18 protein-coding genes are annotated in these 22945 nt (G+C 72.1%); 6 read left to right on the top strand and 12 right to left on the bottom strand.

The window, feature by feature from the left end:
- Positions 1-167 precede the first annotated feature (167 nt).
- Both OG389_RS16915 and OG389_RS16910 read left to right on the top strand, forming a co-directional pair.
- Complete coding sequence (locus OG389_RS16915; RefSeq protein WP_328299324.1) at positions 168-4121, top strand: golvesin C-terminal-like domain-containing protein; 3954 nt, start codon at positions 168-170, stop codon at positions 4119-4121.
- Positions 4121-4594, top strand: a complete 474-nt coding sequence (locus tag OG389_RS16910; RefSeq protein WP_328299323.1) for a hypothetical protein — start codon at positions 4121-4123, stop codon at positions 4592-4594. The genes OG389_RS16915 and OG389_RS16910 overlap by 1 nt, the downstream gene beginning before the upstream one ends.
- A 65-nt stretch (positions 4595-4659) precedes the next feature.
- On the opposite strand, the gene OG389_RS16905 is transcribed toward OG389_RS16910, so the two are convergent.
- Together OG389_RS16905 and OG389_RS16900 are read right to left on the bottom strand one after the other, a co-directional pair.
- Positions 4660-4905: a DUF397 domain-containing protein gene (locus tag OG389_RS16905; protein ID WP_328299322.1), complete on the bottom strand. Its 246-nt coding sequence runs from the start codon at positions 4903-4905 to the stop codon at positions 4660-4662.
- Complete coding sequence (locus OG389_RS16900; RefSeq protein WP_328299321.1) at positions 4902-5738, bottom strand: helix-turn-helix domain-containing protein; 837 nt, start codon at positions 5736-5738, stop codon at positions 4902-4904. The genes OG389_RS16905 and OG389_RS16900 overlap by 4 nt, the downstream gene beginning before the upstream one ends.
- Positions 5739-5865: 127 nt before the next feature.
- Here OG389_RS16900 and OG389_RS16895 point away from each other — a divergent pair, with 127 nt between their 5' ends.
- A complete protein-coding gene (locus OG389_RS16895; protein WP_328299320.1) occupies positions 5866-6291 on the top strand; it encodes an ATP-binding protein in 426 nt (141 codons plus the stop codon).
- Positions 6292-6301: 10 nt separating this feature from the next.
- On the opposite strand, the gene OG389_RS16890 is transcribed toward OG389_RS16895, so the two are convergent.
- The 4 genes from OG389_RS16890 to OG389_RS16875 all read right to left on the bottom strand — a co-directional run bounded on the left by OG389_RS16890 (position 6302) and on the right by OG389_RS16875 (position 9379).
- Positions 6302-6850 carry a hypothetical protein gene (locus OG389_RS16890; RefSeq protein WP_328299319.1) on the bottom strand — a complete coding sequence of 183 codons (549 nt, stop codon included), beginning with the start codon at positions 6848-6850 and terminating at the stop codon, positions 6302-6304.
- Positions 6847-7095: a hypothetical protein gene (locus OG389_RS16885; protein ID WP_328299318.1), complete on the bottom strand. Its 249-nt coding sequence runs from the start codon at positions 7093-7095 to the stop codon at positions 6847-6849. The genes OG389_RS16890 and OG389_RS16885 overlap by 4 nt, the downstream gene beginning before the upstream one ends.
- Positions 7096-7152: 57 nt before the next feature.
- Positions 7153-8013 carry a TIGR03619 family F420-dependent LLM class oxidoreductase gene (locus OG389_RS16880; protein WP_328299317.1) on the bottom strand — a complete coding sequence of 287 codons (861 nt, stop codon included), beginning with the start codon at positions 8011-8013 and terminating at the stop codon, positions 7153-7155.
- A gap of 94 nt (positions 8014-8107) precedes the next feature.
- Entirely contained in the window at positions 8108-9379 is a 1272-nt protein-coding gene (locus OG389_RS16875; protein WP_328299316.1) for an ADP-ribosylglycohydrolase family protein, read from the bottom strand.
- Positions 9380-9809: 430 nt separating this feature from the next.
- Between OG389_RS16875 and OG389_RS16870 the strand changes: the two genes are divergently transcribed.
- The gene (locus tag OG389_RS16870; protein WP_328299315.1) at positions 9810-10892 is read left to right on the top strand and encodes a tyrosine-protein phosphatase; all 1083 of its coding nucleotides are present in this window, start codon (positions 9810-9812) and stop codon (positions 10890-10892) included.
- A gap of 64 nt (positions 10893-10956) precedes the next feature.
- On the opposite strand, the gene OG389_RS16865 is transcribed toward OG389_RS16870, so the two are convergent.
- From OG389_RS16865 to OG389_RS16855, 3 genes are all read right to left on the bottom strand, one after another.
- Complete coding sequence (locus tag OG389_RS16865; protein ID WP_328299314.1) at positions 10957-13533, bottom strand: bifunctional FO biosynthesis protein CofGH; 2577 nt, start codon at positions 13531-13533, stop codon at positions 10957-10959.
- A gap of 40 nt (positions 13534-13573) precedes the next feature.
- Positions 13574-14362: an SDR family oxidoreductase gene (locus OG389_RS16860; protein ID WP_328299313.1), complete on the bottom strand. Its 789-nt coding sequence runs from the start codon at positions 14360-14362 to the stop codon at positions 13574-13576.
- A 503-nt stretch (positions 14363-14865) separates the two neighbouring features.
- Positions 14866-16089 (bottom strand): aminotransferase-like domain-containing protein, encoded by a 1224-nt coding sequence (locus OG389_RS16855; protein WP_443059292.1) that lies wholly within the window; start codon positions 16087-16089, stop codon positions 14866-14868.
- 127 nt (positions 16090-16216) lie between these two features.
- Here OG389_RS16855 and OG389_RS16850 point away from each other — a divergent pair, with 127 nt between their 5' ends.
- Positions 16217-17086, top strand: a complete 870-nt coding sequence (locus OG389_RS16850; protein ID WP_328299312.1) for a hypothetical protein — start codon at positions 16217-16219, stop codon at positions 17084-17086.
- A 176-nt stretch (positions 17087-17262) separates the two neighbouring features.
- Here the strand turns inward: OG389_RS16850 and OG389_RS16845 are convergent, their stop codons facing one another.
- The 3 genes from OG389_RS16845 to OG389_RS16835 form a co-directional block, all read right to left on the bottom strand.
- Positions 17263-17472, bottom strand: a complete 210-nt coding sequence (locus tag OG389_RS16845; RefSeq protein ID WP_328299311.1) for a DUF397 domain-containing protein — start codon at positions 17470-17472, stop codon at positions 17263-17265.
- 184 nt (positions 17473-17656) lie between these two features.
- Positions 17657-18541, bottom strand: a complete 885-nt coding sequence (locus OG389_RS16840; RefSeq protein WP_328299310.1) for a helix-turn-helix domain-containing protein — start codon at positions 18539-18541, stop codon at positions 17657-17659.
- 327 nt (positions 18542-18868) lie between these two features.
- Positions 18869-19606, bottom strand: coding sequence for a GOLPH3/VPS74 family protein (locus OG389_RS16835; protein WP_328299309.1), 738 nt, complete (start codon positions 19604-19606; stop codon positions 18869-18871).
- A 163-nt stretch (positions 19607-19769) separates the two neighbouring features.
- On the opposite strand from OG389_RS16835, the gene OG389_RS16830 reads away from it, so the two are divergent.
- Positions 19770-22850 carry a serine hydrolase gene (locus OG389_RS16830; protein WP_328299308.1) on the top strand — a complete coding sequence of 1027 codons (3081 nt, stop codon included), beginning with the start codon at positions 19770-19772 and terminating at the stop codon, positions 22848-22850.
- Positions 22851-22945: the final 95 nt, after the last annotated feature.

Below are 22945 nucleotides of genomic sequence, written 5' to 3'. Positions count from 1 at the left end.
GTATTGGATAAAACCCTTTGGTCGGGCGCCCATGCCCGCACTAATCTCCTGACGCAAATTGATTTCCGGTGAATTCAATTCATGCATTTCGGGGTGAATTCACCCATGGAGGGAGATGTGTGTTGAGGCGTAGAAGAATGAGGCCTTTAACTGTACTGGGGGCGGCCGTGGCCGCCGCTGCTTTCCTGTCGGGGGTGATCCAGGCGCCGGCCAGCGCCGCCGGTCCGGGCGGCCCGGTGGCCCCTGAACCGTCCGGATCGGCCGCCCCGCAGGGTCGGGCCTCGGTGCCCGACGCCAAGCGGGACGGCACGCTGGGCAAGGGCTGGCGGACCGCCGACGACCGGGCGGTCACCGTGGTCGGCGACTCGTACGGCCTGCACGTCCTGGTCTCCGACAGCGGCAACGGGTACGAGTGGCGCGAGGCGGCCACACTGCGCGAGGAGGGGCTGGAGGCGGACGCCTGGATAGGCAACGTCTGCGTGACCGGCTCGGGCAGACGCGCGGTGGTCGCGTACGCGCCGCGGGCCTTCACGAATACTCCGGCACTGTTCGACCGGGGTGCTTTCTCCGCCGTCGTCGACCTCGACACCCATGCGGTGACAAAACTGAGCGAAACGGTTTCGCTCGCGTATTTCAACCCCGGCTGCGGCGCGGGTGAAACCGCCGTACTGACCCAGTCCGCCGACGCGGAGGCGGGCCGGACCCGGCTGCTGCGGCTCGACGCGGCCACGGGCAAGGTGGCGGGTGAGCTGACCGTTCCGGGGGAGGCGACATCGGCCGTCCCCGTGGGCGATTCCGTGGTGACCGCCCTGGGCAGCGAACTCACCAGGATCACGCCCGACGGTGCCCGGACCCTGCTCGGGAAGACCTCCGGTCCCGCCTTCCGCATCCATCCCGATGCCAGTGGCGCCGTCGCGTTCCTGGACCGCGACGGAGAGAACGTACGGGTGCGCCGCGCGGCCGGCACCAAGGTGACCGAGCTCGCCCACGGCGGCCTCGGCAGCGTGAGCCTGACCGCCGGCACCCGCGGGCGGCTCTTCATCACCGGGCAGCCCAAGGGCATCGGCGCGCTCCCGGCCGGGATCGCGAAGGTCACGGCGGACGCGGGCAGCGAGGTCTCCTCCGGCGGGCGTCTCGTCGTCGACCAGGCCGTCTCCGCGGCGCTGCGCTCCCACGTGGCCGATCCGCTCGCCGCACCGGACACCTCCGACGCACCGCCGTACAAGATCAAGGCGCACGTCCCGGCGACCGGCAAGTCCGTGGACTTCGTCGTACCCGGCTCCGGCGGATCGGGCGACGACCAGCCCTCGCCCGCGCTCCCGGGCACCGCTGCCCCCAAGGCCGCGGGTTCCGGCGCGAGCATGTCCGCCATGTCCGCGCAAGCGGCCCTGGCGGGCTCCTCCACCTCGACCGTGGACGCCGAGCGCACCTGCGCGGTGCCGCGCAACGATCCCGCGCAGCAGGCCCTGCAGCCCACGCCCAACCAGGTCGAGTGGGCCGTGGACATGGCCATCCGGGGCAACCTCACCAGCGGCTGGATGACCCAGGGAGGCTGGCGCGCCCAGGACGGCCTCGGCTCCTCGGTCGCCCCGTCGGTGATGTTCCCCCAGTCCACCCTCATCGGTGGACCCGCTGGCGGCCGCATCCCCGCCCAGGTGCTCCTCGGCGTACTCGCCCAGGAGTCCAACCTGTGGCAGGCCTCCTACCACTCCCTTCCCGGGCAGACGGGCAATCCGCTGATCGGGAACTTCTACGGGACGAACATCTACCCGGGCACCACGGGGTACGACCCGACCAAGATCTGGTCGATCAACTGGGCCAAGGCCGACTGCGGTTACGGAATGGGCCAGCAGACCGACGGCATGAGCGTTCCCGGGCGCGTCCAGACCGGCAAGCCCCCGGCGATGTCCGCGGACAAGCAGCGGGCCGTCGCCCTGGACTACGCGGCCAACATCGCGGTCGCGGCGCAGACCCTGGCCGACAAGTGGAGCGAGCTCCACATCCCCGGACAGACCGTCCAGATCAACAACGACGACCCGAAGTACATCGAGAACTGGTTCGCCGCGGTCTGGAACTACAACCTCGGCTTCAACAAGCCCGACAGCGGCGGCAAATGGGGTCTGGGATGGCTCAACAACCCGGCCAACCCGAAGTACCCGGCCGACCGGAACGCCTTCCTGGACAACAACCACTACTCCGACGCCGCGACACCGCAGAAGTGGCCGTATCCGGAGAAGGTGATGGGGTGGGCCGCCTACCCCATCGACACCGGCCGGTCCTACAGCGACGCCGGTGAGCTGAACAGCGGGAACACCCACGGCTACCAGGCCGCCTGGTGGAGCGACGCGGGAGCCCGCACCCGGGCGATCAAGCCGCCCCTCGACACCTTCTGCAACGCGAGCAACGGCTGCAACGCCGGCAGCCCGCCGCAGTGCGCCGACGAGGCCTGCTACAAGCTGTACTGGTACCACGCCAACGCCTCGTGGAAGACCGCCTGCGCCGTCGAGTGCGGCAACGAGACGCTCACCTACAAGACGCTCCGGGCCGAACTCGGCCGCGGGAACTCCGGACTGCCCGACTGCACGACATCGGGCCGGGTGCCGTCGAACGCGCTGATCATCGACGACGTGAGCGCCGCCACGCCGACCATGCGCAGTGACTGCTCCAAGTCGTGGACCAACTCCGGCACCATGTCCTGGGACTTCGTGGACTCCCTGGGGACCTACGAGGGGAAGGAAGACCTCCACCAGGTGGGCGGTGGATTCGGCGCCCACTTCTGGTTCGCCCACACCCGCAACAGCAGCAACCGCATCGACCAGATGAAGGTCACCGGTACCTGGACCCTGGGGCGCACCCTCAACCAGTGGAGCCGGGTCATGGTGCACCTGCCCGACAACGGCGCCGAAACGCAGCAGGCCCACTACCGGATCGCGCTCGGCAACGGCATCGTCAAGGACCGCTACATCAACCAGCTCCACAAGGCCAACACCTGGGTCTCCCTGGGTGTGTACAACTTCAGCGGCACCCCCAGCGTGTCACTGAGCAACGAGGCCGTCGACGGCACCGCCGACGACGACGTGGCCTGGGACGCCGTCGCGTTCCAGCCGCTGCCCGGCAAGCCCAAGAACATCGTGGCCTCACTCGGTGACTCCTTCTCCTCCGGTGAGGGTTCCGGGTCCGTGGGCGGACCGGGCATCGGCTACTCGTGGGAGTCCGACACCGAGCACGGCACGGCCCGGTGGAACGCCTGCCGTCGAAGCGTCAACGCCTGGCCGCGCAAGCTCACCCCGCCCAACACCACGACGGCGCTCGGCACGGCGAGCGACGCCTGGAGCAACGACGCCGAGCTGTCGTTCGTCGCCTGCTCGGGGGCGCAGACGTGGAACGTCCAGGGCACCGCGAACCCCGGCTCCTGGAAGAACCGCGCGGCGTACAGCTGGTCCGAGGGACAGTTCCACGAGATCGCCCAGATCGACTCCGGTGCTCTCGACGAGAACACCACCCTGGTCACCCTGACGATCGGAGGAAATGACGAGGGAGCGTTCGTCGGAGCGGTCATGGAGTGCGCGGGAGGCGGTGACTGCGCCACGGACTCGACCTTCATGCCGCGCTACAAGGCGCTGGCGGACAAGCAGACCGCCAGCATCGGGTCGCTGGTCTCCAGCATCAAGGCCCGCGCGACCAATGCGACCATCGTGGTCATGGGCTACCCCGAACTCATGAGCCGGAGCAGGGCCTGCATCGCGGCGGGTCTGTTCAACCTGAACGAGCAGAAGGCGCTCGACGACCTCTCCAAGTACGTCAACGGGAGGCAGGCGGCGGCCGTCCAGGGGGTCGCGCGGGTCTCCTACGCCGACCCCGTCGCGACCTTCAGCGGCCACGGCACCTGCGACAACGACGAGTGGATCAACGCCATCGTCGCGGGGCCCAACGGGAACGGGGACTTCCACAACGGAGACTTCCCCGACGCGGTGGGCAACAAGCCGTCGGCGTGCATGTGGGACGTCGCGGGCGGCGCCTGCCTGAGCCGGGAGGCCTTCCACCCGAAGTCCGCCGGAACCAGCGGCTACGCCAAGGTGATGGAGCAGAAGCTCCGCGACATCGGGTACGGCGCCATCTGATGGCCGCCGCCCAGCCCGCGGGCCGCACCCCGAGGACGGGTCGACACCTGTTCCTGGGGTGCGTCCTGCCCCTCCTGGTCCTCGTGGGCATCGTCCTCGTCGTCCTCTGGCAGGTCGCCGAACACGCCGGCCCGCAGTTCGCCAACTCGAGGCCGGAGCCGGCGCGGGAATCGCTCACCCCGGCCGAACGCGAGGCCGCCGAGCCGCGCAGGGCGGCCGTGGAAGCGCTGGCCAAGGAGCTCCAGGGGGAGTCCGGTCTGACCGGGGAGCAACTCCTCAGCCGTACGAGGGCAGCGCTCACGCCGGCCGCGTCGGCGCGGATCGACGTCCGGGCCGCGAGCGGGGACCGTCCCGCCGGGATCGGGCTGGGCGAAGGCCGGATCTGCTTCACCGCCACGATCCGCCCGGGAGGGGTGGACGTCAGGACCGAAGGGCGCAACCCCGACGGCTCATGCCTGCCGCAGGGCGGGTGACCGTCCGGCGGACCGAGTAGAGCGACAGAGCCTCCTGGCAACCACTGCCGGGAGGCTCTGCCGTCTCAGGCCTCCGTGACCCCGCCGAGGAACGCGGCCCAGGACCCGGCGGTGACGGCCAGCTCGGGGCCGGCGGTCACCTTCGAGTCACGGATGTGGACGGAGTCGGCGCAGGTGGCGACCTCGACGCAGCTGTCGCCCTGGCTGCCGCTGTAGGTGGACTTGTGCCAGGACAGGGCGACTTCGACGCAGTTGTCGCCCTCGCTGCCGCTGTAGCTGCTCTTGAACCACCGGAGCTGAGAGCTGTTCACAGGGATCCTCGCAATCGCATCAACAGGCCCGCGCTGTCCGCAGGATTGAGGGCCTGGATGCGAAGTTTGGCATACCGCTGGTGGAGCAGGCTGACGTCTTTCGGTTCGGTGATGACCTTGCCGGATTGCTGGCCCTCGGTGTAGCCCAGCCACTCGTTCTCCTCGGTTTCGAGGAGCTGGAAGGGGCCATCCACGCCTGCGTGCACGGCACTCACCGTGGGCATGATCTGAAGATCCACATTGGGCAAACCCCCGCACTCCAGCAGGTGGTCGATGAGCTCCCGTGTCACCTCCGCCCCGCCCGTCTGTCGTTCGACCACCGCCTGCTCGATGATGAAGCTGAACGCGATGAACGGGGTCCTGCGCAGCAGCGCCTGTCGACCCAGTCGCAGGACGACGCGCGCCTCCGCGTCCTCCGGTGTCGGCAGCGGCGGTACGTCCCGGATCTGGGCCCGTGCGTACGCCTCCGTCTGCAGGAGTCCCGGGACCGAGCGGCACTCGTACGTGTTCAGGGCGACCGCGCGCTCCTCCAGCTCCGCCCACCGCCGGAACCACTTCGCCAGGCCGCGCCGTCGGGTCAGCTGGTTCGCCGCGAGGCGGATGACGCCGAAGGCGTCCAGGACCTCCTCCACGCGGTCGACGAACTTGGCCGACGGGTGTCGGCGGCCCTGTTCCACCGAGCCGATGTACTGGACCGAGTAGCGGATCAGGGGCCCGAGTTGCTCCTGTGTCAGGCCGGCCCGTTTGCGAAAAGCCTTGATGGTCTCCCCGAAGTTGCGCAGGTCGTCGTCCGGTTCGACCTCGCCGTCACCGCTCTCGTCCACACTCGCCACGGCGGTCACCTCCCCGCGCACATCCTCACGTTCGGTGACCACCACTGTCCAGAACGTGAACTCGTACAGTTGAGAAGTAGCGGTCGGCTTGCTGGGAACACCCCTCCCCACGCGGGACGTTGCTCGCATGACCGCACTCTCGGGCTCTCCCCGATCCCTCGTACGTACGTTCACTCAGCGTTTCAGCTGCACCCGCCGCGGGGCCCGCCTCGCCCGCCAGCTGGCCCTCGTGGAGCTGCACGACTGGGGCATCCCCGACCGCACCGGGCTCTCCGAGGACGCCGGGCTCCTCGTCGCCGAGCTCGCCGCCAACGCGGTCGTCCACGGGCGGGTCCCGGGGCGGGACTTCGAGCTCCGGATCACCCTCCTCCCCGGCGCCCTGCGCATCGAGGTGTCCGACGCCCGGGCGGACCGCAGGCCGGTCGTACGGCCGCACGCCCACCAGGCCGAGTCCGGCCACGGCATGCGGATCGTCGACGCCGTCGCCACCGACTGGGGGGTCATGGACCGGGTCATCGGCAAGACGGTCTGGGCGGAGCTGCGGGCCGGCTGAGGGGCGGGGCTCAGGCCGTGTCCCGCCAGCGCGGGGCCCCGTCGTCGGGCTTCTCGGGGCTCGCGAAGTGGAACGGGACTCCGAGATGGCCGGCCAGGGCGGTACCGGCGCGGGTGGCCGCGGCGGCGTGCGGACTCAGGGGACCGGCGTCGGCGCCCTCTGTTTCGAGGGCGCGGGCGCCCGTGCCCCAGTAGACGGTGGCCAGCGCGTGCTCACCGGCCGGATCCTCCGTGACGGCCAGCAGGTTCACGAACCAGTCGTGCACCGTGTCCCCGTCCCAGACGGCCTCGACCGCCACCACCCGCGCCAGGATGCCGGAGGCGAGGGCGGCCAGGGACTCCACGTCGAGGGGGGAGTCGGGGGTGCGGGCCACCCGGTCGCCGAAGTGCGCGTACCGGTCGGAGACCAGCTGCTGCGCCTGGCCCAGGCCCACCCCCCGCGCCCGGCCGGCCTCCCGCACGAGGCGGACGGCGTTCATCAGGCGGTCCTGGAGGACGTACCCGTCCACCTGGCGGCGGATGCCCTCCGGGAAGCGCTCCCACGCGCCGTCGTCGCTCACGGGGAGACCTCCGGTACGAAGATGCTGACTTGGTGCGTCGTCGGGTGGACGAGGCGGCCGCAGAAGGTGTCGATACGCAGCTGCGCCGGGTCGGTGACGGTGCCGTCGGCGTGGACGCGGCGGAGGTACTCCCCCAGCTCCGCCGGGTCCCCCGTGGAGAACAGCGGCTCCCAGCGGCCGGGGGTGTCCTCCGCCCGCCGGCGAGCCCGCTCCCTGCTCCGCTTGCGTTTGCGCTGTCCCGGCATGCCGTCATTCTCGGAGCGCGGGACGGTCCCCGGCCACCGGATTTCGGCAGCGGCCGGTCAGAGGTACCGCGCGAAGTCGTCCAGGACCGCGAGGACTTCAGGCTCGCCCTCGGAGGGGAGCTGGAGGACGACCTCCTCGATGCCCAGGTCGGCGTAGTGGGACATCTTCCCGGGGGTCGGCTGGACGGCGTACGGGACCACCTGGAGGGACTTGGGGTCGCGGCCCGCGGTCTCCCAGACTTGGCGCAGGGCCGGGAGGGACTCCGTCAGGCCGCCGCCGCCGATCGGGAGCCAGCCGTCGCTGTGGTCGGCGATGGCCGCGAAGAGCTTGGGGCCGGCCTGCCCGCCGATCAGGGTGCGCGGGCCGTGCAGGGGGACGCCCGGGGCCAGTTCGCGTGGGGGCTGGACGGGCTTGGGGTACGCCGAACTGGCCTGGACGGAGGAGAACTGGCCGACGTACGCGGTGGGCTGCGGGGACCACAGGGCCCGCATCAACGCCATGCGGTCGCGGACCAGTTCGCGGCGGGTGCGCCATTCGACCCCGTGGTCGGCGGCCTCCTCGACGTTCCAGCCGTAGCCGATGCCGAGGGTGACGCGGCCGCCGGACAGGTGGTCCAGCGTGGCCACTTGCTTCGCGAGGTCGATGGGGTCGCGCTGGGCGACGAGCGTGATGCCGGTGCCGAGGTGGAGCCGCTCGGTGACGGCGGAGGCCTGGCCGAGGGCGACGAAGGGATCAAGCGTGCGCCCGTACATCTCGGGGAGTTCGCCGCCCATGGGGGCGGCGGTGTCGCGGGTGACCGGGATGTGGGTGTGCTCGGGGAGGTAGAGGCCGGAGAAGCCGCGTTCCTCCAGGGCGCGTGCGAGGCGTACGGGCGCGATGGTGCGGTCGGTGAGGAAGACGGTCGTGGCGATCCGCATGCGGTTCTGCACCTCCGTGACGTGGGACGGCCAAGGTACGGCTTCGCGCGCGAGGACGGCAGGGGCAGGCGTCGGCCATCCGGCCACCCGGCCGTCAGGCCTGGGGGTAGCGGATCAGCCAGGCGGTGGAGGCGGCGGCGGGGCCGTGGAGGGCCGGACCCTGGGTCATCTCCAGGGCGAAGTCGTCGGCGATCTCCAGGACCGTGGCGCGGCCTTCGAGGCCGGCGAGCCAGGCCGCCGGGAGGGCGGTCTCGCCGTGCTGCGCGCCGAGCAGGGAGCCGCACAGCACGCCGGTGGCGGCGGAGTCGCCGCCGTGGTTCACGGCGAGGCGCAGGCCGTGCGCGACGTTCTCGGCGACCAGGGCGCAGTACACGGCGATGGCCAGCACCTCCTCCGCGTCGCGGCCTTCGCCGGGTGACAGGGCCTCGACCGCCTTCGGCGACGGGGCGCCGAGGGTGACGGCCGCGAGGGCGCGCTGCAGGGCGTCCGTGACGGGCTGGTGGCCGGGGCGGACGCCGAGCAGCCCCAGGGCGCGCTGGACGGCGGAGTCGAGGGATTCGCCGCGGGTCAGGCCGTGGACGATGACGGCGTGCGCGCCGGCCGAGAGGTACGCGGAGGGGTGGCCGTGGCTCTGCGCGGCGCACTCGACGGCGAGTTGGAGGACGAGGGACGGCTCCCAGCCGACCAGCAGCCCGAAGGGCGCCGAGCGGGTGGCGGCGGCCGGGTCGAGGGCGGTGGGGTTCTTCGGCTGGTCCAGGGTCCCGAGCCGGGGGTCGGCGAACCCGGTCATGCAGGCGCGGGCGGGGTCGCGGCGGGCGTACAGCCATTCCTCGCGCCCGAGCCAGCCGTTGTCCGTGCGGCGCTCGTCGGGGCCCCAGTCGTACTGGGTGGCGGCCCAGCGGAGGTAGGCGCGGTGCACGTCGGTCGGCGGGTGCCAGGCGCCGGTGTCCCGGCGTACGTGGGCCCGTATCAGGCCGTCCACCGTGAAGAGGGTGAGCTGGGTGGCGGCGGTCACCGCGGCGCGGGGGGCGGGGTCGGTCAGGCCGGCCGGGCCGTGCGCCTCGAGGACGGCGGCGAGCGGGAGGGCGGCGAGGGGGGCGCCGAGTGCGTCGCCCAGGGCGGAACCGAGGAGGGTTCCCCTGACGCGGCTGCGGAAGTCCTGCTGCTCGGCGCGGCCCCAGAGGCCGGTGGTGACGGCGGCGCGGCCGCCGATGGTGTCACCGGCGGTGGGGCCGGTGGCGGGTCCGAGACCGGTGCCGGAGGTGGGGCGGCGGGGTTCCGCGGAGGGTGCGGGCACCGCCGTGAGCGGCTCGGCCGGAGCGGCCGAACTGCGATGCTCCCCGGACGTTTCCGTCGCCGTGTCCATACGATCCCCCCGGACTGCCCGCGCACGTGTTCTGGCGGGCACTGTAGTGGACAGGACCGATCGGGTCCGGAAGCAGTCGGTCATGCGGCCCGTATGAGGACGGGGAACGGCTGATTTCCGCCGGTCTCCTGAGGGGTGCGGGAACGGGTTCCGCCCGGGCTGAGGCCGGGCGTTTGAGGAGCGGGGTCCGGGGCGGAGCCCCAGGGGCCTCGGGCGGACCCGGGCTCGACGGATGCGGGGCGGCGCCCACTGCCACGTGCGGCGCCGTTGCCGGGGGCCAGCCGCCGGACCCCCGCACCTCTGACGCCGGAGGGGCTGGATGTCCCGCCGGCCAGGCGCATGGCACGTTTTGACAGTTGCCTTCCCGCCGGCCGGTTTCGGCCATGCCGTGTTCACGCGGCGTTATCCCGAGGCCAACAGCCTCGGAGACATGAAGAAGGCACTGCTCGCCGCGACCGTCGTCGCCTCCACGTTCACCCTCACCCTGGTCGCGGCCCCCGCCGCCACCGCCTCCGGCTGGGACTTCCCCTGGGCCGGCCAGCACCACGGCCGGTCCGCCATCCCCTTCACGGAGGCCACCGTCACCGCCGGCGCCGACGGGTCGTACACCCTGAAGTGGAATGCCAAGGGCACCCGGCGCGTCGAGATCAGGGCGAACGGCAAGGTCGTCGCCAAGGGCGGCGCCCAGGGACAGGCCGTGGTCAGCGGGCTGCCCGCCGCCGACCGGCAGTGGTTCGACTTCGAGCCCGCACGCGGCGAGGGGCTGCGCCTGTCCGACCGGCTGATCAAGTTGGAGGGCACCTCCAACTTCCGTGACGCGGGCGGCTACCGCACCTCCACCGGCCAGTGGGTCAAGATGGGCGAGATCTACCGCTCCGACGCCCTCAACAAGCTGACCGACAACGACCTCGCCAAGCTCCAGCGCCTGCGCGTCCGGACGGTCTTCGACCTCCGCATGGAGAGCGAGCGCACCAAGGACGCCGACAAGGTCCCCGCCGGTGCCGCCTACGTCGTCGCCGACGTCTTCGCGGGCTCCCCGTCGTTCCAGACCATGCCCACCTCGCCCGAGGCGGCCGTCAAGGCCATGGTCGACGCCGAGAAGTCCATGGTCAGCGGGGACGGCGGCAAGAAGGCCTACACCCAGGTCTTCGAAGGGATCGAGCGGGACCGGGGCCGTGCCGTCCTCTTCCACTGCACCGCGGGCAAGGACCGCACGGGCTGGGCGAACGCCTCCCTGCTGACCGCCCTCGGCGTCCCCGGCGAGACCGTGATGGCCGACTACCTGGCCAGCAACGACTACCGCAGGGCCGCCAACGACGCGGTCCTCTCGCACCTGCCGGCCGCCCAGGCCGCCGTGTACAAGCCGATGCTCGACGTGCGCCCCGAGTACCTCAACGCCGGGTACGACGAGGTCACCGCCAAGTACGGCACCTTCGACAACTACCTCAAGAGCGGCCTCGGCATCGACTCCCGCGAGCTGAAGCAGCTGAAGAAGGACCTCCTGGTCGGCTGAGCGGCCGTCCACCCCCAAGTGCGCGGGCCCGGCCGGGCCGTCCCCCGGCCGGGCCCGCGCGCGTTCAGTCCAGGACCGGCAGCAGCTCCGGCAGGTGACCGTCCGAGGCGCGGGCCGCCTCCTGGCGCTCCGCCGGGACCTCCCCGTACAGCGTCGTACGGGCCTTCGCGGGCCGACCGGCCGCCTCCGCCACGGCGATCAGGTCCTGTACGGACTTGTACGAGCCGTAACTGGAGCCCGCCATCCGGGAGATGGTCTCTTCCATGAGGGTCCCGCCGAGGTCGTTGGCACCCGAGCGGAGCATCTCGGCCGCGCCCTCCGCGCCCAGCTTCACCCAGCTGGTCTGGATGTTGGTGATGTGCGGGTGCAGCAGGATCCGCGCCATCGCCGTGACCGCCCGGTTGTCCCGGACCGTCGGACCGGGGCGGGCGATGCCCGCCAGGTACACCGGAGCGTTGGTGTGGATGAAGGGAAGCGTCACGAACTCCGTGAAACCGCCCGTGCGCTGCTGGATCCGGGACAGGGTGCGGAAGTGGCCCAGCCAGTGGCGGGGCTGGTCCACGTGCCCGTACATCATCGTGGAGGAGGACCGGATGCCCAGCTCGTGCGCGGTGGTGACCACGTCGATCCAGTCCGCCGTCGGGAGCTTGCCCTTGGTGAGGACCCAGCGGACCTCGTCGTCCAGGATCTCCGCCGCCGTGCCCGGGATGGAGTCGAGCCCGGCCTCCTTGGCCGCCGTCAGCCAGTCCCGTACGGACATGCCCGTACGCGTCGCGCCGTTGACGACCTCCATCGGGGAGAAGGCGTGCACGTGCATGCCGGGGACGCGCTCCTTGACCGCCCGCGCGATGTCGAAGTAGGCCGTCCCGGGCAGGTCCGGGTGGATGCCGCCCTGCATGCACACCTCGACCGCGCCCACGTCCCACGCCTGCGCGGCCCGGTCGGCGACCTGGTCGAGCGAGAGGGTGTACGCGTCCGCGTCCGTGCGGCGCTGCGCGAAGGCGCAGAAGCGGCAGCCGGTGTAACAGACGTTGGTGAAGTTGATGTTGCGGGTGACGATGTACGTGACCTCGTCGCCCACCACGGACTTGCGCAGGTCGTCCGCGATCCGGCACAGCGCGTCCAGCGCCGGGCCGTCCGCGTGCAGCAGTGCGAGCGCCTGGTCGTCGGTGAGCTTCGTCGGGTCGTCGGCGGCCTGCGCGAGCGCCGCCCGTACGTCCGTGTCGATGCGCTCGGGCACCATCCCGGGGGCCGCCGCCTCGCGCAGGGCCTCCCAGTCGCCGTAGACCTCGTCGAAGTCCTCGCGGCGGTCACCGGTACGGCCCCGCGTGTCGATGGTGGTGTGCAGGTCGGTGCGTCCGTAGGCGGCGAAGCCCTCGTCGGGCTCCTGCCACGGGCGCCCCTCCACCGTCGCGGACTCGTCCGCCAGGCCGGTCTGTGCGTCGGCCAGCGCGCGTACGTGCGGCAGCAGCCGGGGGTCCAGCCAGGGCTCGCCGCGCTGCAGGAACTCCGGGTAGATGGTGAGCCGTTCGCGGAGCTCGAAGCCGGCGGCCGCGGTGCGTTCGGCCAGCTCCTCGATGTGCGGCCAGGGGCGCTCGGGGTTCACGTGGTCGGGGGTGAGCGGCGAGACGCCGCCCCAGTCGTCGATGCCGGCCCCGATGAGCAGGGCGTACTCGGAGTCGACCAGGTTCGGCGGGGCCTGGACGCGGGCGCTCGGGCCGAGGATGTGGCGGGCCACGGCGATGGCCGCCGCGAGCTCCTCCAACTCCGCGTCGGGCATGGCGCGCATGGCGGTGTCGGGCTTGGCCCGGAAGTTCTGGACGATGACTTCCTGGATGCCGTGGTAGCTGCGCTGGATCCGGCGGAGCTCGAAGAAGGCGTCCGCGCGCTCCTCGTAGGACTCGCCGATGCCGATGAGGACCCCGGTGGTGAAGGGGACGTTGGAGCGGCCCGCGTCCTCCAGGACGCGCAGCCGCACGGCCGGGTCCTTGTCGGGGGAGCCGTGGTGCGGGCCGCCGGGCTCGGACCACAGACGGGTCGCGGTGGTCTCCAGCATCATGCCCATCGACGGGGCCACCGGCTTGAGGCGCTGGAGGTCGGACCAGGACAGCACGCCGGGGTTGAGGTGGGGGAGGAGACCGGTCTCCTCCAGGACGCGGATCGCCATGGCGCGCACGTAGGCCAGGGTGTCGTCGTAGCCGTGCGCGTCGAGCCACTCGCGGGCCTCCGGCCAGCGGTCCTCGGGCCGGTCGCCGAGCGTGAACAGGGCTTCCTTGCAGCCCATGGCCGCGCCCTTGCGGGCGATGTCGAGGACCTCGTCGGGGGACAGGTACATCCCGTGGCCATCGCGGCGGAGCTTGCCCGGGACCGTGACGAAGGTGCAGTAGTGGCACTTGTCGCGGCACAGGCGGGTCAGGGGGATGAAGACCTTGCGCGAGTACGTGATGACGCCGGGCCGGCCGGCGGCTTCGAGTCCGGAGTCCCGCACGCGGGCGGCGGAGGCGGCGAGGTCCTTCAGGTCCTCGCCGCGCGCCTGCAGGAGTACGGCCGCCTCGGTCGCGTCGAGCGCGACGCCGTCGCGGGCGCGGCGGAGGGCGCGGCGCATCGAGTTCTCGGTCGGAGCGTCACTCGGAGTGGTCATGGGCCGAGCATACGATCCGCTCGCTCCGGGGCGGAGTGGCTCATCGCATCAGCTCACCGGCGTTGACCAGCAGGGACTGGCCGGTTATCGCCCGCGCCCGGTCGGAGGCGAGGAAGGCGGCGGCGTCGGCGACGTCCCCGTCGGTGGCCAGATCCGGCAGTGCCATGCGGTCGGTGAGCCGCGCGTGCACCTCGGCCTCGGGCACGCCCTCGGTGTGCGCGGTGAAGGTGACGAAGGCTTGGACCGGGGGTCCCCACATCCAGCCGGGGAGCACGGTGTTGACGCGGATGCGGTGCGGGCCGAGCTCGCGGGCCATGGAGTACATGGCGGAGGTCAGCGCGCCCTTGGAGGCGGCGTAGGCGGCCTGCTGCACCTCGTTGGGGGAGGCGATCGCGGACTGGGTGCCGATGATGACGACGGAGCCTCCGGTGCGCTTGAGCGCGGGCAGGCAGGCGCGGGTCATGCGCAGCGTGCCGAGGAGGTTCACGTCGAGGATCTGCTGCCAGGTGCCGAAGTCGGCGTCCTGGAGGCCGCCGAAGTACGAGTCCCAGGCGGCGACGTGGACGACGGCGTCGACACCGCCGAAGCGGTCCTGGGCGAGGGCGGCGAGGGCCTCGCACTGGCGCTCGTCGGAGATGTCGGTCGGCAGGTACGCGGTGTGCGCGCCGTCGGGGTCGATCTCGGCGGCGGACTTGGCCAGATTGGCCTCGGTCCGCGCCCCGAGCACGGCGTTGCCGCCGTCGCGGACCACGGTGGCGGCCACCTGGTGCCCGAGTCCGGCACCCACGCCGGAGACGATGACGGTCTTGCCTTGGAGCAGCAGCGACATGGTGAGGGCCTCCTGGACGACACCGGCCTGTATCTGACGGGGCGTCAGGCTACGGCGCGGGGCGCGGGGAGGGAAGGGGCGGGACGGGGGCGGGGTGCGGGTGCGCGCCGCGGCAACGGGGCGACGGCCCCCGGCCCCCCGCTCCTCGATCGCCGGAGCGGCCGAGGAACCGCCTCGAGCACCGACGGCACTCCACGGCCTCCGGCGGCGCCTCGAACGCCGGCGGGGCTGGATGTGGCCGATACCGTCCGACACGTGACCGCCGGCGGCCCGGAGCGTCCGGCCCGTGTGTGCCTGCCGGTGGCCCGGAGCGTCCAGCCCGCGTGTGCCGGCCGGCGGTCTGGGAAATCCAGCCCGCACGTGCCCGTCGGCAGTCGGTAGATCCAGCCCCGCCGGCGTTTGAGGCGCGGGGTCCGGGGCGGAGCCCCAGGGGGCCGTCCGGGGCGTCAGGGTTCCGCCCGTGCCCCGTCTGCGGCCCGGCCCCCGGCGCAGCCCCCGGAGGGTCACGCCATCGAGAGGCGGGCGAAGCCCTCCTCGATCTCCTTCGGGGTGTGGGTCGTGAAGGACAGGCGGAGCGTGCGGGGGTCCGGGGGCCCGGCGAAGAAGGGGGCGCCGGGGACGAAGGCGACACCGCGCGCGGCCGCCGCACGGAGCAGGGCCGTCGCGTCGTGGCCCTCCGGGAGGCGGGCCCAGACGAACATGCCGCCCTCCGGGCGGTTCCACGTGGAGCCCGGCGGCAGGCCCGAGGGCAGCCCGGCCAGGAGGGCGTCGCGCCGGATCCGGTAGGCGTCGCGGACCCGGGCCACGTGCGCGTCCAGGTCCGCCGTCCGCAGGTACTGCGCCGCCGCCAGCTGGTCCACCGTCGAGGTGTGCAGGTCGGCCGCCTGCTTCGCGAGCACCACCCCGCGCAGCAGCGCGGCCGGGGCGCGCAGCCAGCCGAGGCGGAGCCCCGGCGCCATCACCTTGGAGAAGCTCCCGAGGAGCGCGGTGCGGTCCTCCGCCCCCGGGTGCGCGGCGAGCCACGGCAGGTCGTGGCCCTCGTAGCGCAGGTCCCCGTACGGGTCGTCCTCCAGCAGCCACAGTCCGAGCCGAGCCGCGACCGCCGCGACCTCGGCCCGGCGGGCGGAGGGGAGGGTGCGGCCGGTCGGGTTCTGGAAGGTGGGGACCGTGTAGAGCAGCTTGGGGCGCTCGCGGGCGACGAGCTCCGCCAGCGCGTCCGGGAGTATGCCCTCGTCGTCGCACGGCACGGGGATCACCCGGGCGCCGGCCAGCGCGAACCCCTGGAGCGCGGCCAGGTAGGTGGGGTTCTCGACGAGGACCGAGTCGCCCGGCTCGATCAGCGCGGTGGTGAGCAGGCTGAGCCCCTGCTGGGAGCCGGTGGTGATCAGTACGTCGTCCGCGGTGGTCGCCAGCCCCCGCCGGTCGAGCCGCGCCGCCACCACCGCGCGCAGCTCGGGTGCGCCCTCGGTGGTCGAGTACTGGAGGGCGCGGCGGGCGGAGTTCGCGAAGGTGCTGTCGTACGCGGCCCGCAGCCCCTCGGCGTCGAAGAGCTCGGGCGCGGGCAGCCCGCCGGCGAAGGAGATCATGCCGGGCTGCGCGGTGACGGCGAGGATCTCTCGGACGGCGGAGGGCGCGGTCGTACGGATCCGGGCGGCGAAGGGCGGCGGCGCGACGGCGGGGGTGGCGGCGGGGCCGACGGGGGCGAGGCCGGGTGCGGGGGCGGGCACGGGGGCTCCTTCGGGAGGCGGGTGCGCGCATCGTAACCGCATGAATGTGTAGACGGCACCTATGTATCGGATGCTGAACGGCCCCAGGGGCTCCCTATCTGACGCCCTATCAGCTAGACCGTTCCCCATGACAGCAGACGAGCGGAACACCCGAGCCGAGACCCGAGCCGAGACCCGAGCCGACGACTACGCCGAGCTCGCCTCGGTCGGCCCCTACGGGGTCCACCCCGGCCACGCGCTGATCACCATGGTCGAACCGCATCCCGGCCACGAGTTCGCGTACAACCGCTGGTACGAGGACGACCACTACTACGCCGGCGCGATGGCCATGCCCTGGATGTACGCCGGCCGCCGCTGGGTCGCCACCCGTGACCTCCAGGGGCTGCGCTACCCGGAGAAGTCGGCCGTCGCCCAGCCCGTCACCGCAGGGTGCTACATATCCACGTACTGGGTCACCGAGGGCCGCTACGACGAGCACATGAAGTGGACCGTCGGCATCAACAAGCGCCTCAACCGCGACGGCCGGGTCTACCAGGACCGCACCCACGTCTTCACCGCGTTCCAGGACCACGAGGCCACCGTCTACCGCGACGGCGCCGCGGGCCCCCGCGACTTCCACGCCCTCGACCACCCCTACGGCGGGCTCGTGGTCCAGGTCGTCGACGCCGACGGGCCCGGGCAGCGGGCCGAGCTGCTGGAGTGGCTGCGCTCGCGCGCCCTGCCGAAGCGGCTGGCCGGCTCACCGGCCGCGATGGTGACCGTCTTCCGGCCGACGCCGCTGCCCGGTGACCGGATGACCTACGTGAAGCAGGTGGAGGGCGTCGACACCCGGCTGACCCTGCTGTGGTTCCTGGAGGCCGACCCGCGCACCTGCTGGGACCGGTTCCAGGGGCTGGACACCGAGGTGGCGGAGACAGGGCTGGGGCGGGTCGAGCTGGTGGCGCCGTTCATCCCGACGGTGCCGGGGACGGACCGGTACGTCGACCAGCTGCGGTAGTGCGGTAACGCCGTTGCGGACGGGGGCACGGTCCGGGCGGGCATGGCCGAGCCCCCTCGGCCAGGACGGCGGGCCGGTCGAGAGGGCTCCAGTCAGTGGTGCAGGTAGTGCAGTTCGCGCAGGTCGTACATGTGGCGCTGTACGTGTGACGGTGGTTGGGATGCTCGCCTCGATGTTCAGGCGAGGCGTCCCAGCCGGCCCTCGGTCACGTCGGCGACGAACGAGGTCCAGGAGCCGGGCGCGAAGGTGAGGGACGGACCGTCCTGCACCTTCGAGTCACGGACCGCGATGGCCTCCATGACGGGGGACTTGACCTCGACGCAGGCGCCGTTGGCGGAGTACGAGGACTTGGTCCAGTTTTCCGTTGCACCTTGACGAATAGCCATGTTTTTCTCCGGTTCAGCGAGTGGTTCCGGTGTCATGTCGGCCATTGCTCCGGCTGACGTGATCGACGCTACCCGCAGCTCCCGGTATACGAAGGGGGCGTTCACCCGACCGAGTGGCATATTCCATTCAGGCCTTTTGTGGCCGGGGAGTGACGGTGTACCGTACCGGCCTTTTCGCCGATCCTCACTTCCCCTTGCCCGCGAAGTCCTCGATGATCCGCGAGATGAACTGCCTGGTCTGGTCCACATTGTGAGCCTGTGCACGCAGATGTTCGTACATCACGCTGTATTTCTGAACGTCGTTGGCCTTCTCCAGGTACAAGTCGCTCGTCACGCCTTCGATGTAGACGACCGTGGAGTCGGAAGCGTCCGGGAATTCCAGAATGGCGTACTGGCCGTTGACGCCCGGGTGGGCCCCCATCGAGAAGGGCATCACCTGGACGGTGACGTGCGGCTTCTCCGATTGCTCTATCAGGTACTCCAACTGCCGGATCATGAGCTGCGGATCGCCCACGTGGCGCCGCAGGGCCGCCTCGTCGATGACCGCCCACAGGCGCAGCGGCCCGATCTCGGGATTGCTGTTCTCGGTCTCGGAGAGCCGCTTCTGGCGGTGCATCCGGACCTGGACGCGCTTCTCCACGTCGACCGGAGCCGTTTCGGGCCACGCGCCGCGGACGAGCGACTGGGCGTACTCCGGGGTCTGGAGCAGCCCCGGGATCACCAAGGGCTCGTAGGTGCGCAGGCTGGCGGCGTCCGTCTCCAGGCCGATGTAGACGCTGTACGGGATGTCGCCGAAGGCGTGCCACCAACCCTGCTGGCGGGAGTCCTTGGCCATCTGCATGAGGGAGTCGACGAGCCGCCGGTCCTCGACCTCGTAGACGTCGCACAGGTCGCGGACGTCGCGCTGGCTGATGGAACGGCGGCCGTTCTCCAGCCGGCTGATCTTCGACTGGGAGACGAGCAGGCGCTCAGCGACCTGTTCGGCGGTCATGCCTTTGTCTTCGCGGAGCTTTCGCAACTCCATGCCCAGTCGGCGGCGTCGGACGGTGGGATTGACATTGGACGCCACGTGAACGGCACCTCCGCCTTCTTCTGTTGCTGTCTCTCTGCGTGTCTGATGGTGAGCAGACTGCCACCGAAGCACGGGGGCCCGCTGGGGAACGGCCCGGATCGGGTCCCGATCGAAGGGGAAAGCAAACGCGCGGGGCGGCGGGGCCGGGGTACCGGCCTCGCCACCCCGCGCGCTGGCGGCTCCCGGACCGGGTCCTGGGGACGCCGGTCACGGCGGTGGCGTTACGTGTGCTGCGCGTGCTGCCTGTCCTGCTGTGGTGCCGGCCTGCTTTGGTGCTGTCCCGCTGTCCTGCTGTAGTGCTGTTCTACGTGTCCTGCTGGTGGATCAGTGCGCGGCCGCGCGGGCCATGGCACCCGTCCGGCGCGGCTGCAGCGGAACGGCTGCGGCCGTGGCCCGGGCGGGCTGTGGGGCCGGTGCCCGGTCGCGGCGTGGCTGCGCGGCCACACCGTTCTGGACGTCCATGACGGCGTGAGCCACCAGTCCGCCCATCGGGTCGTGCCTGATCAGGTCCCGCAGCCGGGACCTGGACGAGCGCCCCTCGTTGCCGGGGTACAGGTGCTTGCCGAGTCCGACCGCGTGGGCCAGTGCGGCAAGCGCCGCGGTCCGCGGGTCCGGCGGTACACCGGTGCGGATCGCACTGTCCAGCCGGCCACGGATCTCCCGGCTGATCGCTGTGTCGGTCGCTTGGTAGCGAGTCGTCGGCAGCACCCCGCACATCTGGCCCGCGACGGCATGGACCATGCCGCAACGCTCCAGGTGAGCGAGGTAAATCTGGCGGAGCCCCAGGCGGGGTCCGCCGATCCAGTGGACCGCCCGAACCGGACTGCCGCGCCTGCGCAGCAGTTCCAGTGCGGAGTCCAGAGTCGGATCTCCTGTCGGCCGTGGCATCACCACGGCGATACGATCCCCATCAGGGGCTATCCGTCCTGCCAGAGCCAGCTCCACTAGCTGTGCCCCGGCCAGGCCGAGGTCGAGCGACTGCGGCTGCGCCGTGGTACCCGTTGCCGGGTCCAAAGCGAGCAGCAGAAGCTCCTCCGGAATTGTTCTGCGGCTCCTGCCCATCCATGCCTCCCCGCGTGGATGAGTGACAGGGTGACGCCTCTCACATTCATCTGTCGAGAGCGCCTGACCGCTTTGCGGGGGAACCGTCAGCTATGTCGTTCTCGTCTAGCACGGGGGCGATGCCCCCTAGACGGGACACTGTTAGACATTCGGACAGCCGGACGTGGTGGCGATCGAGGAGGAACTGGTGGCGGGCGAGTCCCCCGACAAGTCGGTTGATGAAGGAGCGTCGGGGGCGACGGAGTCGTCCGAAGCGCGTGACCCGAGGACTTCGGTGTTCCGGCCGAGGGATCCGGAGGAGCGGTCCGGGGAAGCGTCCGGGGAAGCGTCCGGGGAACGGTCCGGTGCGCGCGATCCGCTGAGGGAAGCCGTGGCCGCGTGGGTCGCCACCGTGGAGGACCCGGCCGCCGGCGAAGAGCCGGGCGAGGTTCCGCCGGGTGCGGAGACCGCGGTCTTCAAGGCGGTGCCCGAGGACGCGGTGCGCCTGGCCGGCGAGGGTTCCGGCGAGGGTGCGGATGCGGATGCGGGTGCCGGTGCCGCCGGTGACAAGCCCGCGGCGAAGCCCGCCCAGCCGGGCGCGGAGCCTGCCGTCAAGCCGGCGCCCGCGCCGACCCCCGGTCCGGTCGACAGCGAGCGCACTGCCGTGTTCCGTACCGTGACGCCCCCGGCCGCCGGTGACAAGCCCGCCGCTTCCGGTTCCGCTTCGCCCGGCGCGGCAGGCGGCCCGGAGGGCCGGTCCGAGGCCTCGGACACGCCCGCGGCGAAGCCCGCCGAGCCGGGTGCGGAGCCTGCCGTCAAGCCGGCTCCCGCTCCGACCGCGGGGCCGGTCGACAGTGAGCGCACTGCCGTGTTCCGTGCGGCGACGCCCCCGGCGGTGGCTGACAAGCCTGCCTCTTCGGATTCCGCTTCTGCTTCCGATTCGGCTTCCGCTTCGGAGCGCCCGGGTGGTCCGTCCGCGGCCCCGTCTGGGGCCGGGTCCTCGGCGAAGCCGGCAGGGTCCGCCGGGGCAAAGGCCGAGCCCGCTTCTGAGCCGGCCGCCGGCGACCGCACTACCGCGTTCCGTACGGTGAAGCCTCCGGTCACGGGTTCTGGTGCCGCTCCGTCCGACGCCGCCCGGAAGCCGGTGGCTGCCGAGCCGGCCGACAGCGAGCGCACGGCCGTGTTCCGTGCCGTGACGCCCCCGGCTGTGGCCGGCAAGGCTGCCGGTTCCGGTTCCGGTTCTGACTCCGCTTCTGGTGTGGGCGGCAGTCCGGCGCGTGGGTCCGAGGGCCCGGGCGACAAGCCTTCGGCTGCCCAGGCCGCGCCCGCGGCTCCCGCCGCCGACGAGCCGGCCGACAGTGAGCGCACCGCCGTCTTCCGCGCGGTGCGCCCTCCGGCTGCCCCTGCGAAGCCGGCGGGTTCCGGTTCCGGTCCGACGGGTGGCTCCGGGGGCTCGGGCGACAAGCCTTCGGCCGCTCCGGCCGCGCCAGCCGCTCCGGGTGCCGGGAGGCCGTCCGCCGCTCCCGCGGCCGACGAGCCGGCCGACAGTGAGCGCACCGCCGTCTTCCGGGCGGTGAAGCCCCCGGCTCCGGCCGCTCCGGCCACGCCTGCCGCTCCGGCCACCGACGAGCCCGCCGACAGAGAGCGCACCGCCGTGTTCCGGGCCATCAAGCCCGGGACCGCCCGGCCCGGTACCGCCACCCCCGGCGCGGCCAAGCCCGGCACCGCCACCCCCGGCTCCGGTACCCCCGCGTCCCGGCCGGTGCCGCCGCACGCCGTCGGCGGGGAGCGCTCGAGCACCTTCGTACCGCTGCGGACCGACGGGGCGACGGGGCGGCCCTCCGCCGGACCGGCGCCGGCCCCGGCGCCCGCCGGCCCCGGGACCCAGAAGCCCCAGGCCGCCGTCCCGGCACCGGCACCGGCACCGGCGCCCGCCCCCGCCGTGAAGGGGGAGTCCCCCGAGCGGACCACGCAGCAGCCGCTGCCGCCCAAGCCGCCGCTCGACATGCTGGCGGACCTCACCAACAACCCGCCCCCGCCGCCGAGCGCGGCCCGGACCGCCGTGCGGCGGGTCAAGATCTACGCGCCGATCCTCGTGCTGCTCGCGGTGGTCCTCGCCGTGGTCCAGCTCGTGCGCCCGCTGCCCGAGCCGACGCTGCGGATGACCGCGAAGACCTCGTACACCTTCGACGGCGCGGCCCCGTCCCTGCCGTGGCCGAAGGAGGGCCAGGCCTACGTGGCCGCGGCCGGCCTCGGCCCCGTCGGGACCTTCGGCGAGCAGAAGCCCGTCGCGATCGGCAGCGTCGCCAAGGCCATGACGGCCTACGTCATCCTCAAGGACTTCCCCATGAAGAAGGGGGAGAAGGGCCAGATGATCCCCGTCGACAAGACGGCGGTCGAGGAGGGCAAGAAGGACGGCGAGGGCGAGTCCACGGTCAACACGCTGAAGGAGGGCGACAAGCTCTCGCAGTACGACGCCCTCGCCGCGATCATGATCCCGTCCGCCAACAACGTCGCGCGGCTGCTCGCGCGCTGGGACGGCGGCCAGGAGGCGTTCGTCAAGAAGATGAACGACACCGCCAGGGAACTCGGCATGACCAACACGACGTACACGGACCCCTCGGGTCTGGACGCGACGACGGTCTCCACCGCCGAGGACCAGGTCAAGCTCGGCCTCAGGATCGTCGAGATGCCGGAGCTGATCGCGATCACCAAGATGGGCGAGTGGTACGACCCCTCGGGCAAGAAGTGGCGGAACTTCAACACCCTCATCCCGGGCAACAACTCGCTCGGCATCAAGACCGGCTCCACCACGAAGGCCGGCGGCAACCTGCTCTTCGCCGCCGAGCGGAAGGTCGGCAAGACCAACCAGCTGATCGTCGGCGCGGTCCTCGGCCAGCACGGCGTGCCGATCCTCGACACCGCGATCGCGGCGAGCAAGGAGGTCATGATCGCCACCCAGAAGGCGCTCACGGCCGCCCCCGTCGTCAAGAAGGGTGATGTCGTCGGCTACGTGGACGACGGGCTCGGCGGCCGCGTGCCGGTCGTGGCCACCGCCGACGTCGACGCCGTCGGCTGGCCGGCGCTCACCGTCAACGTCAAGATGGGTGACAGCGCCGCCAAGCTCCCGCAGACCGCCAGGGCGGGCTCGGAGATCGGCGTGCTGACCGTCGGCGAGGGCGCGAGCCAGGTCAAGGTGCCGGTGGCACTGCAGAGCGACCTCACCGCGCCCGGCATCGGAGAGAAGCTGACGCGCGTCGGCTGACGCGCGTCGGCTGACGCCGCGTGCGGGCGTGGAGCGGTCCGGCGCCCCGGGGCAGCAACCCCGGGGCGCCGGACCGCGTCTACGGACCGAGGACG

Source organism: Streptomyces sp. NBC_00435 (assembly GCF_036014235.1).
Taxonomy (GTDB): Bacteria; Actinomycetota; Actinomycetes; order Streptomycetales; family Streptomycetaceae; genus Streptomyces.
The sequence above is the reverse complement of the archived record's forward strand: the minus strand, read 5'-3'. Positions and strand labels throughout refer to the sequence as shown.